This is a genomic window from Faecalicatena faecalis (genome assembly GCF_012524165.2).
GTDB classification, from domain to species: domain Bacteria; phylum Bacillota; class Clostridia; order Lachnospirales; family Lachnospiraceae; genus Faecalicatena_A; species Faecalicatena_A faecalis.
This window is the reverse complement of record NZ_JABACJ020000028.1, coordinates 14,658-30,488: the sequence shown is the minus strand read 5'-3', so window position 1 is coordinate 30,488 and position 15,831 is coordinate 14,658. Positions and strand designations below refer to the sequence as shown.

The 15,831-nt window shown below is 43.9% G+C and carries 13 protein-coding genes; 2 read left to right on the top strand and 11 right to left on the bottom strand.

Annotated elements, in window-relative coordinates:
* Nucleotides 1-11 precede the first annotated feature (11 nt).
* From HGO97_RS20265 to HGO97_RS20245, 5 genes are all read right to left on the bottom strand, one after another.
* Nucleotides 12-1,496, bottom strand: coding sequence for a sugar ABC transporter ATP-binding protein (locus tag HGO97_RS20265; RefSeq protein ID WP_216244721.1), 1,485 nt, complete (start codon nucleotides 1,494-1,496; stop codon nucleotides 12-14).
* 14 nt (nucleotides 1,497-1,510) lie between these two features.
* On the bottom strand, nucleotides 1,511-2,509 hold the full coding sequence (locus HGO97_RS20260) for a sugar ABC transporter substrate-binding protein (RefSeq protein ID WP_216244720.1): 999 nt from the start codon (nucleotides 2,507-2,509) through the stop codon (nucleotides 1,511-1,513).
* Between the two features lie 33 nt (nucleotides 2,510-2,542).
* Nucleotides 2,543-3,211 carry a deoxyribose-phosphate aldolase gene (gene deoC, locus HGO97_RS20255; RefSeq protein WP_216244718.1) on the bottom strand — a complete coding sequence of 223 codons (669 nt, stop codon included), beginning with the start codon at nucleotides 3,209-3,211 and terminating at the stop codon, nucleotides 2,543-2,545.
* Nucleotides 3,212-3,223: 12 nt separating this feature from the next.
* Nucleotides 3,224-3,973, bottom strand: a complete 750-nt coding sequence (locus HGO97_RS20250) for a glutamine amidotransferase (RefSeq protein ID WP_216244716.1) — start codon at nucleotides 3,971-3,973, stop codon at nucleotides 3,224-3,226.
* 183 nt (nucleotides 3,974-4,156) lie between these two features.
* Nucleotides 4,157-5,152 (bottom strand): SPL family radical SAM protein, encoded by a 996-nt coding sequence (locus HGO97_RS20245; protein WP_216244715.1) that lies wholly within the window; start codon nucleotides 5,150-5,152, stop codon nucleotides 4,157-4,159.
* 203 nt (nucleotides 5,153-5,355) lie between these two features.
* On the opposite strand from HGO97_RS20245, the gene HGO97_RS20240 reads away from it, so the two are divergent.
* Together HGO97_RS20240 and HGO97_RS20235 are read left to right on the top strand one after the other, a co-directional pair.
* A complete protein-coding gene (locus HGO97_RS20240; RefSeq protein ID WP_216244714.1) occupies nucleotides 5,356-5,787 on the top strand; it encodes a MarR family winged helix-turn-helix transcriptional regulator in 432 nt (143 codons plus the stop codon).
* A gap of 1 nt (nucleotide 5,788) precedes the next feature.
* Nucleotides 5,789-7,117 carry an MATE family efflux transporter gene (locus tag HGO97_RS20235; RefSeq protein WP_216244713.1) on the top strand — a complete coding sequence of 443 codons (1,329 nt, stop codon included), beginning with the start codon at nucleotides 5,789-5,791 and terminating at the stop codon, nucleotides 7,115-7,117.
* 176 nt (nucleotides 7,118-7,293) lie between these two features.
* On the opposite strand, the gene HGO97_RS20230 is transcribed toward HGO97_RS20235, so the two are convergent.
* The 6 genes from HGO97_RS20230 to HGO97_RS20205 form a co-directional block, all read right to left on the bottom strand.
* The gene (locus tag HGO97_RS20230; RefSeq protein WP_216244712.1) at nucleotides 7,294-9,483 is read right to left on the bottom strand and encodes an InlB B-repeat-containing protein; all 2,190 of its coding nucleotides are present in this window, start codon (nucleotides 9,481-9,483) and stop codon (nucleotides 7,294-7,296) included.
* A gap of 226 nt (nucleotides 9,484-9,709) precedes the next feature.
* Nucleotides 9,710-10,573, bottom strand: coding sequence for an L-ribulose-5-phosphate 3-epimerase (locus tag HGO97_RS20225; protein ID WP_216244710.1), 864 nt, complete (start codon nucleotides 10,571-10,573; stop codon nucleotides 9,710-9,712).
* 28 nt (nucleotides 10,574-10,601) lie between these two features.
* Nucleotides 10,602-11,864, bottom strand: coding sequence for an L-rhamnose isomerase (locus HGO97_RS20220; protein ID WP_216244708.1), 1,263 nt, complete (start codon nucleotides 11,862-11,864; stop codon nucleotides 10,602-10,604).
* Nucleotides 11,865-11,884: 20 nt separating this feature from the next.
* Nucleotides 11,885-13,312 (bottom strand): hypothetical protein, encoded by a 1,428-nt coding sequence (locus tag HGO97_RS20215; RefSeq protein ID WP_216244706.1) that lies wholly within the window; start codon nucleotides 13,310-13,312, stop codon nucleotides 11,885-11,887.
* 50 nt (nucleotides 13,313-13,362) lie between these two features.
* Nucleotides 13,363-14,865 carry an L-fucose/L-arabinose isomerase family protein gene (locus tag HGO97_RS20210; protein WP_216244704.1) on the bottom strand — a complete coding sequence of 501 codons (1,503 nt, stop codon included), beginning with the start codon at nucleotides 14,863-14,865 and terminating at the stop codon, nucleotides 13,363-13,365.
* A 14-nt stretch (nucleotides 14,866-14,879) separates the two neighbouring features.
* Nucleotides 14,880-15,818, bottom strand: coding sequence for an ABC transporter permease (locus tag HGO97_RS20205; RefSeq protein ID WP_216244702.1), 939 nt, complete (start codon nucleotides 15,816-15,818; stop codon nucleotides 14,880-14,882).
* Nucleotides 15,819-15,831: the final 13 nt, after the last annotated feature.

The following is a 15,831-nucleotide window of genomic DNA, read 5'->3' as shown; positions in this document are numbered from 1 at the left end:
CTCCTTTCAACCTAGTCCTCATGTAAAGCAATATCCAAAATCTGTTCCTGTGTGCAGTCCTCGCTGTTCACTTCGCCGGCAATCTTACCATGCCGCATGATAATGATTCGGTCGGATATCCCTATCAATTCCGGCATTTCTGATGAAATCATAATAATTGAGATGCCCTGCTTTGCCAGATCCTTCATAATCTGATAGATTTCCTGTTTGACTCCGATATCGATTCCTCTGGTAGGTTCATCAAAAATGATAATCTTTGAATCTGTAAGAAGCCATTTTGCAAGTACCACCTTCTGCTGATTTCCTCCTGAGAGACTCGACACAAGATATTCCAGTCCTGCACATTTCGTTTTCAACTTATCCGCATATTCCTGTGCAAGCTTGATCTCCTCTTTTTTATGGATCGTCGGTTTATGTCTGATTACTTTATCCAGGGAACTGATCGTTATATTCTCCCGGATACTTCTTTTTAAAATCAGTCCTTCTGTTTTTCTGTTCTCTGTAATAAATGCTATCCCGTTTTGGATTGCCTCTCTCGGACTTCGGATCGTTACCACCTTTCCCATTACTTCAATCTTCCCAGTCGCATAATCTGCGCCAAAGATTGCTCTGGCAACCTCTGTTCGACCTGCTCCTACCAAGCCGCCGAATCCCAGGATTTCTCCTTCATGGAGCTCAAAACTGACGTCTTTTACATAAGAATTCTGTAGGTGCTCCACCTTCAGCACTACTTTATCCGTACCAAAATGTCCCTGTGGGAACTGTTTTCCTAATTCCCTGCCCACCATTTTGGCAATGAGCTGTTCTCTTGTGCAAGAACCGATCGGGAGGGTCTCTACATATTCCCCATCCCGCAGGATCGTCACATCATCTGCGATCTCATCCAGTTCTTCCATACGGTGTGAAATGTAAATGATAGATACTCCCTGTTTTTTTAATCTGCGAATAAGCTGGAACAATGCATTTACTTCTGAATCAGACAGCGCCGCTGTAGGCTCATCTAAAATCAAAAGCTTCACCTGTTTCGACGCTGTTTTTGCGATCTCTACCATTTGCTGATATGCTACAGGCAGATTTTTGACCTGTGCCTTGACATCAACGTCAACACCCAGCATTTCAAAAATCTCCTTTGCCTTTTTGTAATACTGTTTACGATTTAAATGGATTCCTTTTACTGGTTCATTTCCCAGGAACATATTATCGGCGACCGTCAGATACGGAACCAGATTAAATTCCTGGTACACGACCCCGATTCCAAGCTCCAGAGCCTGTTTCGGCTCGAATCCCTGATACGTTTGTCCCTCATATTCGATTGTTCCACTGTCGGGGCGTATCGCCCCGGCCAGTGTTTTAATCAAAGTGGATTTTCCTGCACCATTTTCTCCCAGTAAAGCGTGCACCGTTCCCCGCCTCACAGTAAGCTGCATATGATTCAGTGCTACAGTCCCGCTGTAAGTTTTCACGATATCTTTCATTACCAGTAAATTATCTTGCATCCTGCCACCTCTTACTATTTGCTTTCCTCTTTCACATCATCGTAGGTCACTAATTTAGGCTCGATCACGTATCTCCAATCCATTTTTTCTCCATTGATTAACTTTTCACAGATTTCCACATCCTGGTAGCCATTGTCCCTTGCAATAATATCCAGAGTTGCACGGAATGCACCGCCTTTCGCGATTGCCTGTCTTCCTTCGTCTGTATTATCGATTCCTCCAATATAAAAATCATCGGTATCTTTTCCTGCTGCCTGTACTGCAGAATAAGCACCTAATGCAATCGCATCATTCTGACATACGATTACCTTTAAGTTCGGATTTGCCTGAAGCAGGGAATCGGTTACGGACTGACCGTCAGAAATCGTGCTGGCATCCTGCCTTGCTACGACCTTGGCTTTTGGAGCTGCCTTTGTGATTCCTTCCTCCATACCATCTCCACGCGGAATGCAGGATGGATTAGAGTCATAATTCAATACGGCACATTCGACCTCTTCATCCCCAAAGTTCTCCACAATCCATTTTCCGGCCCCTTCTCCTGTCATCTCACCCATCTGGTATTCATCAGCAGAAGAATAGACATCACATTCATCCTCATTGACTTCTATGGACTGTGCAACCACTTTAATTCCTGCATCTCTTGCCTCCTTCAATACTCCTGAAACAGACTGAGGATCGATTGCGGCTACGATGATTGCATCTACTCCCATTGTAATAAAGTTCTCGATATCAGATACCTGTTGGGATGGCACATTGTTCGGATCAGCAATCACCAATTCATAGCCTAATTCATCACATTTCTCCTGTGCACCGTCTCTTACCTCTGTCCAATATTGGCTGTCATATGCCCACAGTGATAGTCCGATCTTTTTCCCTGCTTTGTCATCACTTTTACTCTCGGTTTTCTTATCTTCACTCTTTTTCGTGCCGCCATCCATGCTGCATCCTGTCATACCAAAAACTAACGTTGCTGCCAAAATCAACCCAACTACTTTTTTTATCTGTTTTTTCATACTTTCTTCCTCCGTAATATCAGATTCGTTCTATCATAATCCTGGCTCTTCATCTTTTACGATATAGATTCCTTTACTTGTTCCCATCCTGCATGCTCCTGCAGCGAGCATCTCATCGCATATCTTCCGGTTATTAATACCTGTAGATGCCTTGACCTTCATATCGCCTACCGTTTTTTTCATTAAACGGATATCTTCTACGGTCGCTCCTCCACTGCCAAATCCGGTTGATGTCTTTACGAAATCTGCACCCGCCGCCTTCGCCAATTCACATGCGGTCACCTTCTCTTCATCTGTGAGCAGACAGGTCTCAATAATCACCTTTACCTCTGCCTGTGGATGTGCTGCCTGGACGACTGCCTCTATGTCTTTTTTCACATAATCATAATCTTTGTCCTTTAATGCACCCACATGAATGACCATATCCACTTCTTCGGCCCCATTTTTCACGGCCTCCATAGCTTCCATGGCTTTCATATATGTAGTATTGGCACCAAGAGGAAATCCGACCACACTGCATGTGATGACTTTGCTGCCTTTTAACTGCTCTGCCACATAAGGAACATTTCCAGGATTTACACAGACACTGGCAAACCCATACTCTTTCGCCTCATCACAGAACCTTTTTAATGTTTCCTTTGTTGTGTCCGCTTTTAAAACTGTATGATCCATATACTTTGCATAACTACTATCGTATCCCATTTCATGCCCCTCCTATATCTCATGCCCAAGCCATTTCAGATAATTTGCAAAAAATAATCCGTAAGATTCCCAATCTAAAAATGCAGGAGGCGCCCAATGTGGTGCGATATCACTCGCAAATATCCCAGCACGTCCTTTTCCATAATCCCATACCGTAATAAAAGCATCATTCTCATTTACACTTGCGATTTCAACGGCTCCCTCTTTTGCTTTCAGACTGTTATAACCCAGGAAATACGGCCAGTCTGCCTTCACGCCCTCCAAGATCGGATGTTCCTTCACTTTTATCTGCGGAACAACTCCAGAAGGTTCCTCAATCCGGTCGTCATAGTTGAGAAGGCTGACCGGCAGGACCTTCGCAAGCGGTGTGATTCCAAATCCAGCCTTTCCCATGAAACCGGAAAATCCCATATAACCACCACACATGAGTAATCCACCGCCGTGCTTTACATAGCTTGATAATTCTCTTAATCTGTTAGGAATTCGTTCACAATTGTTCTGCACCTTTGGATGTAACAAAAGGGAGTTACTGCCAATGTCACTGATGATGATTACTTGATATTGGCTCATCTGTTCCTCTGTCATCGGGAAATCAACAGATGCACGATATCCTGGAATATATGTGAAGTCTATTCCATATCTGCCTGACTTTTCCATGAAACTACCCGCGGCTTCTGTATAAGAACTCATGCCAATCACGTCCAGTCCCACGGCATTCTCACCTCTCGATACCCAGCTCTCTCCTACTAATAAAACTTTCAAACCTTTACCATCTCACTTTCACCACAAATTTTTTTAATGTCTTTTTGAAGCTAAGTTCATCATACAATTGCAATCCCATTTTGTCAACTAATTAAGTATAAGTGTTGTACTTAATTAACAAATTTGTCAATTGTCACAGTTTTACATTTTATTTTTTATGCATATTTTACATTATTTTGTATATCAACTTATATAAACAATCTCCACATTTCCCAATATCCTCTTAATCTCCCCCCTAAGATATATTTCCGCTTCTGCCCTTGCCTCATTCCGATAACAGTATTTTCCCCGGCCCCGTCCAGTCATTCGTTCTTTATCGTAAAGTTCTACGGATTGCGGGAATGCCTCACTGTTAATCGCCCGATGTACGTATGAATAAGTCATCAAAATGATTTCCAGGAACATCTGGCTCTTCATTTTTTGACTTAACCCCGCCTCCAATTCCTCCAAAAGCTGTGTATACATCTCCTTCCACCCATCTATCAGAATCACAGGTGCAATCAAGAGTCCGCAGGGATATCCTGCCTCACACATCTGATTGACCGCCTCGATACGCTGGCGCAGATTAGAAGTCCCCAATTCAATTTTTTCGATGATCGGCTGGGGATTCACACTCATACGGAAAATGACCTTCCCTTGATGCGGAAGATCTAAAAGAGAGTCTACCATATGAAATTTTGTTGGAAATGTGAGCTTTCCTATCCCTTCCTGCGCAAACCTTGGAATGGTGTAAAGCAGATTCTCAGTAATCGTATTTTCCAATACCAGGTCACTGTTGCTGCCGATTTCATACGTCAGCTCCTTCCCACATTTTGTCCCCTGCTTGATAAGACGGCCCAACATCTGCTCCCGGTTGACAAACAGCCGCAGATACGCGCATTTGTTATAATTACACACAAGATAGCAATACAGACACATCGCCGTACAGCCAGAGGATGTATAAGGCACCAGGTAGTCTGATATCTTATGATTTTCAACATATTTATGAGTCTTTCGGATACCCACAATCAGATTCCGCTTCATACGTCCGAACTCAGAATTCGGTTTTTCCTGCATTTCCCGGATGGAATTATGACTCTGAATCGGAATCCAGGGCAGGTTGCGAAACTGCTCCTTTAACTGCATTCCCAATGGATAAGATAGGCTGTCCTCTTCATAATATACTGCATCAAATTTCATTCTTCTCTCCCAACCCTTTCTCTGCTGATGTAGTTTTTCCTTACACCAAATCATTTTTCTTATGTTAGTATGCTCGCAGAAAGAAATTATAATCGGGTCCTTTTTTGTGTTGAGTTTAAAATACTTGACATATGTGAAATTAACATGTTAATATTAGTCCGGTAACAGACTATTTTCCAAAAAAGAAAATCAGGAGATTAACTATGCAGAGCACATTAGAACAAATAAAACAATATACTGCCCTTTGGCGTGAGACGAACAGCTTGTATGAAGAGTGGGCGGGCCAACATGGTCTTTCCTACTATGAACTTCTGGTCATTCTTTCCCTCTCGGAAACGGATGGCCCCTGTAAACAAAAAGATATCTGTAAACAGTGGGTATTGCCTAAACAGACAGTCAACACCATCCTGAAAAGTTTTTCAAAACGTTCCTGGGTGACTCTGATTCCCTCTCAAGAAGACCGCCGCAACAAGGATATTATACTAACAGATTCCGGCCGAGATTTTGTGGAGAGTATTGCCCGCGCCATGCAGATACATGAATGCACCGTTCTAAATTCACTGGGGCCAGAACGGGTCAAAGAACTCATCGAGATTACCCAGCTCTATAATCAACATTTTAAGGAGGCAGACTAAAATGAACCTGCATAAAGATTTTTTTCGCTTCGTAATTCCTTCCATGCTGGCCTTTGCACTTTCTGGCGTCTATGCCATTGCGGATGGATTTTTTGTAGGAAACGCACTGGGCGATAATGCTTTAGCCGCAATCAATATCGCCTACCCCTTGACCGCTTTTTTGCAGGCTGTGGGAACCGGATTAGGAATGGGAGGTGCTGTAGAATATGCAATCAGCAGTGGCACGGGAGATCATCACCGAAGCCGGCAGTATTTTGGCATGACTTTGATTCTTCTGCTTCTGTCTGGAATTTTTTTGACCATCCTGTATCTTCCTGCCGCCCCTTTTGTTTTACATTTTTTCGGTGCACAAGGAAACATCCAGATTTTAGCCAAGGAATACATCCTGTATATCACTTTCGGTGCGGTCTTCCAAATTTTAGGGACAGGAATTGTTCCGTTCATCCGTAATATGGGCGGTTCCATTGCTGCCATGTTTGCTATGGTTGCCGGATTTTTTACCAACATCCTGCTGGACTACCTGTTCGTCTGGAAACTTCCTATGGGAATGATGGGTGCAGCGGTGGCAACGGTGATCGGCCAGGCTGTGACCTTCCTCGTCTGCCTGATTTTTCTGTTATACAAAAAAGAAGCACCAATATTCACTTTTGGTGGACATGGGGCAGGGCTGTTAAAGAATATATTTCAGGTCGGACTTTCCCCCTTTGGGCTTACTTTTTCGCCCAATATTACATTAATTCTGGTCAATAAAAGTGCGGCTCTCACCGGAGGAACGCTGGCCGTCACCAGCTATGCTCCGGTAAGTTATATTTCCTGCGTAGTGCTGCTTCTGCTACAAGGTGTCAGCGACGGATGTCAGCCGCTTTTAAGCAGGTCTTTTGGTGAGGGGAACATGAAAAATGCAGTAAAGTACCGAAATATGGCCTATCGTTTTAGTTTCCTCGTAGCAGTAGGCAGCTTTCTTCTGCTCTACGCACTCCGCGGGAAGGCTGCCGTATTATTCGGTGCCTCTAATACCATTGCAGAAAATGTATCCAAGATGCTGCCGATCTTCCTTTTTGGCTATCTCTTCGTCAGCATTTCCAGGGTCACAACCGCTTACTTCTACGCCACCTGCAAAAATACGTGGGCCTATATCCTGATATACGGTGAGGTTATTTTTTTGTTTCTTCTGCTTCTTATTCTTCCAAAGCTGGAAGGCGTTTATGGGACATGGATTTCCGTTCCTATCTCACAGATATTTGCAATGGGGCTCAGCCTTTTCTTTATATGGCGGGGCAGAAATCAAAGGGAGACCAAAGAGGTGTATTCCTACATCGAATCTGAATAGATACGAAATTAAAATTAGAAAAAGAGGTCTGTTAGATTGCTCTGACAGACCTCTTTCATCTACATCAATATTTTTCCTGTGGATGGACGCTGTACACAATTACAGCACCCATTTTACATGATTACATTTTATCTTACTTCTTAGAAATAAGGATTCCTAATTTCTAGGTCTTCCTCCTAGGATTTTCTCTTTTTATATGCAAGCCCAAGAATGAGCATTCCTGAAATCAGAAGGAGTCCTAAGAAGATTGCAGGCTGACTCATATCGCCCGTCTTTGGTGTCCGTTTGTCCTTTTCAAAGGTAACGGAAATCTTATGTGCACCCTGTACATTCGTAAATGTATACTTATTGTTCTTAAAGGTCACTTCTTTCCCATCCACAGTTACCTTTGCAGTGCGGTATCCTTTATTTGGAGTAAATGTAAACTCATAGTCTTTGCCTTTTTGTACCTCCACCTTGCCACTTGGATTGATTTTTCCATTCGCACCTGCTTCTGCCTGGATTGTATAGAATACCTTTTTCTCGGTAATCTTAAACTTCACATTTGTTGATTTTGAATCATTTAATGCCTTCCATCCATTCTGGGTATATTCCTGTAATTGGAAGTTGACTCTTAAATTGTAATTACCTGGCTGTGAATATGTTGCTGTGATGGAATAAGGCGCATTGTCCCAGTCTTTCCAGTTTTCTCCATCCCAGCTCCAGCTCTTCGGTACCCATCTAGTATCGCCTGCTGCCGGAGAAGCATTCTCCATGCCTGTTCCAACTGCAACTGCCGTCAGCTTGCTTCCTTCCTCGTAAGAACCGCCTGCCTTGATTCCTGTGATCTTGGAACCCTCAAAAGAAATCACGGTCTTAAATCCTGCTGCCTCACTTCGAATACTTTCCATTGCTTTCTCAGGATCATATTTCATGCGTGCCACAAACTGATATACCGTATTTGGCTTCAGGCCTGTAAATTGCGGATTATCCTGCCAGTCCACACTGCCGTCTGCCTTCACCATAGCATACTGCTGTCCGTTGGCTGCCTTTAATGTAATGGATGTATCTGTTCGATTTTCCAATGCTGGAGCCGCTGGGGCTTGAGCTGCTTTTTCTAAGGTCGAGGTCTTGAATGCCTCACTTGCCGTTCCTGGCATCTGAACCTTCTCATCTACACCATAACGTACCACGAACTCATATGCCATACCTGGTGTCAGGTTCTCAAAAACGCCTGTTTTCTGCCACTGAACAGCAGCTTGGGATGTAACCATACCAAATTCCAGTGCATCAGGGTTCTTTTCATCATCCGCTGCCTTCAAAGTAATACTTGTGTCTGTTCTCTTCGCCAGTTCCGGTGCATATTTGGGCTGCTCGGGAGCCGCCTTCTTTGTCCGTACTTTCGCCGTGGAATCGCTGTTGTCACTTGGATCTGAATAGACAATTCCTTCATATGTGCCTGCTGCGATCCTCATGCAGAATTGATATTCTGTATCTGGCTTAAGATGATCAAAGACCGGGGAGGACTGGAAGTCCTTACCGTCCATGCTATACTCATACACATACTTTGTATCTGCGCTTTTCGGTAATTCCAAGGTAATCTTCTGATCCGTCACGTCATCTGAAACAACTGGTGCATCGGGCTTCGAAAGCTTTGCTGCCTGTGGAGCTGTAATCGAATCTGCCTTTATCTGATTCTGTGAATTTTCTGTCTTAGGCGGGTCGGTCTGAGTGTTTTTATTCTCGGTTGTCAGATCGGTCGTAGTTTTATTCTCCTGCTCTGTTCCACCTTGTACTATTGCATCCTTTGACGTATCCTTTGTTGTATCCTTGACATTGCCCTGCTGATCTGGATTGTCTCCTGTCAGTGTCTGGTCCAATACATTCTTGTCATTTTCATCTGTAATCTGGTTGTTGTCTGTCGTTACCTCCGGGGGCTGCTGCGGTGTCTGGGTATCCGAGGATACGTCAGGCGTATTCGGTGTTGTCTGAACAGCCGGTGTATTCTCCTGGGCCTTTGTCTTTACTGATACCTGTCCAAGTACATCCGTCGTACCTGCCAGTCTGCTGGCAAACTGATATGTCTGCTCAGCATTCAATCCTGTGAATGTGACCGTCTTATTGGTCTTATCGTATTGCGAAGCATCTGCCCATTTCCAGGACTTTGTGTTATTCACTGTGGTCTCTATGGCATATTCGTAATTGTCCTGTGCACGTAGTGTAATACTCTGTGCTGTCTTATCAACTACTTCCAGATTGTTAGTCTGCCTATTTTCCGTTCCTGCCGCTGACGCTGCAGAAACCTTCACGTCCGGCATCATACACGCTGCCCCCGTCAAAATAAAAGCTAACATCAAAGCTAATCCTCTTCTACTCTTCCGTTTCATAAATCCCACCTCCTTGAGACTTCATATGAATACGAATCCTGCCATAAGAGTATTCTTTGCTTATATTATAACAGAGTTGCATCAGAAAGAAAGCAGTTTTCTTTAAATAGTTTCTTAATATTTTCTGTATTTTAGTCAATTATATATTAATAATCTCAAAATGGAGAGTAAAAGGACCTGCCCCATTTACTCTCCATTTTCAGAATATTCTTAAAATATCATAATTTTACTCGTTTGTGTTCCCTGTCTTATCCAATTTATCAAGAATACACCTCAAAAAGTTCTGTGCCGACATCATATCAACTCTCCAATTTGTATTTCCCTGGTAATTCATATCCACAGCAAATTTCCGAACTCCCATCTTCCAGGTCATATGTATCGTCCTTCCAAAATTAACATGTCCCATTCCAAACGGAATATCTTCATATCGCCCTGGAAGAGTTTCTTTTAACTGCAAAGCTGATAGAAATCCTTGTCCCGTTTTGATATCTTTTAGAACATCATTTCCATATAGTTTGGCAGCATTCGTAATATTCCCAACATCAGGATATATCTCCAGGCAGTCCATCTTTATCTGCTCCACATAGTAAGCCGCTTTCTGTACCGTATTGAGAAATTCAGTATCCATAGGCTTAAGTCCCAGCTTCACTCCATAGTAAGCCGCAGTATTCGCCGCCTGCCTTAGATTCTCCATGAACCTTTTTTCTGTCTCCTGGGTAGACAGTTCATAATAAACATCATATCCTGGTAACTGAACTGCCGTATTCCCTAATTCCGATGCAAAAATGACTGCCTTTTTCAAAATGTCCATGCTTTTCGCACACATTTTCTCATTGCTGCTTCCCATAGGATAGTTTTTATGGACTGCAAGATAGATCGTCTGAACCAAAACCCCGGTTTTCTCCATATATTCCCGAAGTATCTTTATCTGATCATCATGAAAATCTAACTGTTTCAGACTACTATTCACATTGTCTATGACCATTTCCACAGAATCATAACCAGCACTGTGTGCTGTCTCCAGTTTTTCCTTCCAACTTAATACCCTTGGCATTGCCTTGTCAGAGATTCCCAATGTATATGTCTTCATTTCTTCCCTTCCATATGTCGGCTCTTAATCAGGAACGCTCTGCCAGTACTGTTTCCTCGTATTTTTTTACCTCCTCGAACCACTCCATCCCCACAGGCACTTCGTTTTTCTCACAGAAATAATCCCAGACGGCATTTCCCGGCATATTTTTACACTCTTCCAGCAAAGCAAGCCGTGCTGTCACATCATCCCGTTCCATTTCCCGCAGCAGCTCGATCGGTTCCAAAAGAGCAGTAAGCAATGCCTTCTGTGTCGATCTTGTACCGATTACCCATGCTGCGATTCGATTTATGCTGGCATCGAAGAAGTCTAAGCCTATAGAAACCCGATCTAATGCATTGCAGCGGACTACCTCTTTCATCAGAAGAGACAGCTCATCATTCTGAATGACCACATGATCACTGTCCCAGCGTACTCCTCGGCTTGTATGCAGCATAATGTGGTCCAAGTACAGAAGGGTGGAGGAAATCTTATCCGCCACGCTTTCTGTCGGATGAAAATGCCCGAGGTCATAGGTCAGCACAATATTTCTGGATAATGCATAGCCAAAACACATCTCTGCCGAACCAACCGTAAAACTTTCCATGCCAAGCCCAAAAAGCTTGCTCTCAATGGCATCCATCATGCACTGCTTATCGAACTTCTCCTGAATCATCGCATCCATGCTCTCCATAAAAACCTTCCGGCGTTCAAAGGAATCTACTGGAAACTCTTTTCTTCCATCCGGCAGCCAGTGATTCAGCATACATGCATTTCCCTGGCGTCTGCCCATTTCAGCGGCAATTCTGCGGCATCTTCGTCCATGCTCAATCCAGTAATCACGGATATTTGGATCCCTGCTTGCAAGGGTATATCCATCTGCTTTCGGATGGGAAAATGCGGTAGTGTTAAAGTCCAACGCAATTCCTAATTCGTCAGCCCACTGCATCCATCCCTCAAAATGTCGGGCTTCTATTGCATTGCGTTCAATCGGCACACCACCCGTCTCCAGATAAATGGCATGCAGATTGGCCCTTTGTTTTCCCGGGAGCAGCGCAAACGCCTTTTCGTAATCCTGCCGCAGCTCCTCTGCATTTCTGGCCCGGCCCCGATAGTTCCCTGTTGCCATAATTCCCCCTGTCAGTTCGCCTCCCTGGGCTTCACATCCATGGAAATCATCGCCCTGCCAGCAGTGCACTGATACCTGGATATCCTGAAGCCTTCTTAATGCTTCCTCCGTATCTACTCCTAGCGCTGCATACCGTTCTTTTGCGATTCGGTATGCAGCTTCGATCTGTTCATTTCTCTGCATTCTTTCTCCCTCCGAATGACTCATTCTACGGTTTCTTCTGTGATGATCTTCAACTCTATATCCAGTACAGCCGCAATACATCTTAAGGCCTTTATATGCAGACCTTTCGCGAGTACACCATGGTGAGTCGGTCCTTCTATGCTCCACTCGTTCACGAATGCTCTCAAAGGCTTCGGAAATTTTACCCGCAGATTTGTATCCCCAAGCTCCAAAATAGGGCCTTTTACTCCCATCCCTTCCGCTGCGACCAACCTGTAATTACCATCTGGTCCATCCGTTAATGCAAGCATCGTAACGGGTCCGGGGTCTGGATAAAACTGGGCGACATACCCCTTTCCCTTCTTTCCATGAAGCACACCACTCATCTTAAGAACCGCCTTTTCCTTTGAAATATTTGCATCACAGGCGCCGCTGTGACCGATCAGGCAGGTATCGTCATTGAAATCCATAGAATACAGTTCTGCTGTCATAGCATTTCCAGCAGTCTCTTTTAAAATCAGCATGGCTAGGGCTGCTTTGATGTCTCCCTCAGGTGCACCTGCGATTCCTTCTGTCATCAGGACCGTCATCGCAGGATTCAGCGCAGCAACAAGATCCCTTTGTTCTTTAGGTGCATCAAATTCATAATGGGTCGCACAGGAGCTAAGACTATAACGTTCCACCAATTCAAAACACCCTTCTGCTGTCTGAGCAATATAATGCAGATCCTCATCGGATATATCATCATTCACCTCAAATAAGTCCTTCATCTGTTCCATACGCCGGACAATTCGTTCTTCCTCTACTTCTTCTCCTGTCTGTATGATTTCCTGCCAATCTAGGTGATGAATATAAGTTCCGAACTTTTTGAAAATCTCTGTCTCATCGACACACAGATCCATCATTCCTGCGTAAGAGCGCCCAAAAAGTCCCAGGTTTTTTGTGGATAAGATTTTTTTGATACGAACGGCGCTGCACCACAGATTCATCTCTTTCTCTACCGTCTGATCGCCCTCCATATGTCCCGTAATAATCGCATATTTCCTGCCAAGCTTTTTGAGAACGGCCGTTGCCTCTGGAATGCCTGCGCAGGTAATTCCCTCTCCAAGCCAGTCTCCGATTCCCTTTACATTCTCATAATCCAGACTCTTCTTATACTGCACATTCAAAAGGATTACTGGAACATCTAAATTACGCACGACAGGTGCAATGTAAACAGATGCGGCATACGTGAGCATTTGGCAGAATACAATATCGACTCTTTTTTCTGCAAAGTTTTCTCCTGCCTTCCTTGCCAGTTCCTCTGAATCAATGATACCTGCGTCCTCTATCTGGACCAGCTCCGGAGCAAATTTCCCCTTCATGATCTCATGATGGTGCTCGCACTTCTCTCTCATTCCTGCAAACTGCCCCCAATATGGCTCTAGTCCGACTGCCATAAAACCTACTACCGGCTTTTCCTTGTTCATACTGCCATCTCCTTTCGAAACTGCTTGATTTTTATTTCATTGGAGTCCCCTTACAATACCACATAATCACAATCCATCATCTGTGCTACTTTCACGAATAATTCTGCATTATGGCCGATACTCATTGCACAGTGATGCGTCGGCGCATGCTGGAACCAATTTGTAAAGTAGGTGTCAATATCGACCGGGAATTTAACATGGGTCTGTGTATTCCCGACCTGCATAATCTCTGCATCTGTGGAAATACCCTCACTTATAATCATTTTCAATTTTCCTGCACCTGTCTGTGTTAATCCGAGCATTGTGACCGGCCCTGACATGACCTTAGCTTCTACTGAAACACCCGTTCCCTGCTTCCCATGATACAGCCCCATACCTCTTAAGATCGGCTTACCATTTGAAATCTTGATATGGAAAGGACCATCATGCCCAAGCAGAATCGTTCCGTCTTCGTAATCAGCGGTTACAATCTCACAGTAGCTTCCACCTGTATTTAACGTATCACAGATCTTCATAGCAATTCCTGTTTTAATGTCCCCTTCTCCGGCACACGGTATTCCGTTGGCAGTCAAAAGAGAATGTCCGACAATAAATCCTCCCTGAATATCCTGGTACGGATTGCCGGGAACACTATGATAATAGTAGACAAGTGCATCCAGATTATAATCTTTGACCATTTTTTCCTGACCGACCGCAATATGACTGGACCATCTGAGCTGCTCATCTGTTGGCTTCTTCGCTATAGGATCAGCCTGGGAATCTCCACTGATCTGGAACATATCCTTAATTTCAACCAGTTTCTTTTCGATTTCCTCCTCTGTCACCTTCTGTACCCGCTCGTTCAAATCACACATCTCGATGATTTCGACATGGATTCCTGTCTGTGCCTGAAGCATTGTGTAATCACTATACATATCCAGCATACCGTGAAAATTACTGCCGAGGAATCCGAAACGTGAGTTTCTTAAGGTTCGCTTCACCCCTGCTGCCAGACACCATTCTTTCATTTCCTTATATGCTCTGACTGCTTCTGGACGATGTGCTGTATTCTCATTTGTTACAGATATGGCAGGTGTATAATCAAGTCCCAAAAGCCCGCTGATCACCCTGAATGGGATACCTGCGCGTTCAAATGCATTGGACATCTCTGGAACCGGACATGCACCACAGTGTGCCAGCCATTCCCCGGTAGAGGTCTTAGCATAATTTACCTGCGTTGTAGGCTGCAGATTCAGTACGATCACAGGTGCCTTGCAGATCTGATGGACTGGTAGTACTGCATCTGAGGAAACATAGGTCCCCGCATGACAGAACACCAGATCCACATCCTGTTTTTTAAACCATTCTCCAGCTTTATGCCCTTCATCCGAGCAGTCTACCAGACCATAATTATAAATTTCAGCATAAGGTTCAAGTTTCTTAGCAATAAATCCCACATATTCTATAATCCGCTCTCTGAGGCCTTCGAACTGCGGCCAGTATGCTTTTAAACCAACTGTGTAGATTCCCACCTTCGCTTGATGAGTCGGTTTTAATTTTGTATTCTGTTCCATCGTAAATCCTCCTGTTATTTTTTCTTAATCATGTCCACATATATTGCAAGCAATATAATGATGCCCTTTAATACCAACTGATAGTAGGAAGCCACATTCAGGATATTTAGTCCATTATTCATGACGCCTATAATTAGAATACCAAGCACTGTTCCTGATACTTTTCCAGAGCCGCCGGAAAAACTCGTCCCGCCTAAAACGGCTGCCGCAATTGCGTCCATCTCCGCCCCCTGCCCGGATGTAGGCTGTCCAGAGTACATCCGGGATGCTAAAATGATTCCGCTTAGGGCCGCACACATTGCACTGATGACAAAAACACTGATTTCTACCTTTTTCGCATTGATTCCTGAATATATAGCACAGCTTTTATTACCGCCCACCGCATAAATATAAACTCCCATTTTTGACCTATGTAGAATCAGATATATCATCAGTGTCACTACCAAAAATAGGATGACCGGAACCGGTACGACCCCGATATATCCGTTCCCTAACATATTGAAATTTTCATCAATGGCACGGATGGGAGACCCCTGGCTGTATATATAAGCACACCCTCTTATCATCTGCATGGTCGCCAATGTTACAATGAAGGGCGGCATATTTACCTTTGCCACAAAAAATCCGTTAAATAGTCCAAAAACAACCGCACAGGCAAGCGTAATCAGAATTGCCAGCGTAAAATGCATACCATCTTCGATCAAGCCGCAGCAAAGTGTTCCAGCAAATGCCATCACAGAACCAACAGACAGATCTATTCCTCCGCAGATAATCACAAGCGTCATGCCCAGGGCAATGATACCGTTCGTAGATACCTGTCTAAGAACATTGAAGAAGTTGTCAAATGTAAAGAATCTGTCTGAAAGAAGCGAAAATATGATTATGATAGCAATGAATGCGATTACCATAACAAATTTTGAAAGACTGTCTTTCAGTTTTACTACTTTATTCATCTTTTATCCCCGC

Bases quoted from the DNA above. Each gene is read 5' to 3' on its own strand.
- HGO97_RS20225 (WP_216244710.1), bottom strand. From the start codon at position 10,573: ATGAAGACATATACATTGGGAATCTCTGACAAGGCAATGCCAAGGGTA.
- HGO97_RS20230 (WP_216244712.1), bottom strand. From the start codon at position 9,483: ATGAAACGGAAGAGTAGAAGAGGATTAGCTTTGATGTTAGCTTTTATT.
- HGO97_RS20215 (WP_216244706.1), bottom strand. From the start codon at position 13,312: ATGAACAAGGAAAAGCCGGTAGTAGGTTTTATGGCAGTCGGACTAGAG.
- HGO97_RS20205 (WP_216244702.1), bottom strand. From the start codon at position 15,818: ATGAATAAAGTAGTAAAACTGAAAGACAGTCTTTCAAAATTTGTTATG.
- HGO97_RS20220 (WP_216244708.1), bottom strand. From the start codon at position 11,864: ATGCAGAGAAATGAACAGATCGAAGCTGCATACCGAATCGCAAAAGAA.
- HGO97_RS20265 (WP_216244721.1), bottom strand. From the start codon at position 1,496: ATGCAAGATAATTTACTGGTAATGAAAGATATCGTGAAAACTTACAGC.
- HGO97_RS20260 (WP_216244720.1), bottom strand. From the start codon at position 2,509: ATGAAAAAACAGATAAAAAAAGTAGTTGGGTTGATTTTGGCAGCAACG.
- HGO97_RS20235 (WP_216244713.1), top strand. From the start codon at position 5,789: ATGAACCTGCATAAAGATTTTTTTCGCTTCGTAATTCCTTCCATGCTG.
- HGO97_RS20210 (WP_216244704.1), bottom strand. From the start codon at position 14,865: ATGGAACAGAATACAAAATTAAAACCGACTCATCAAGCGAAGGTGGGA.
- deoC (WP_216244718.1), bottom strand. From the start codon at position 3,211: ATGGGATACGATAGTAGTTATGCAAAGTATATGGATCATACAGTTTTA.
- HGO97_RS20245 (WP_216244715.1), bottom strand. From the start codon at position 5,152: ATGAAATTTGATGCAGTATATTATGAAGAGGACAGCCTATCTTATCCA.
- HGO97_RS20240 (WP_216244714.1), top strand. From the start codon at position 5,356: ATGCAGAGCACATTAGAACAAATAAAACAATATACTGCCCTTTGGCGT.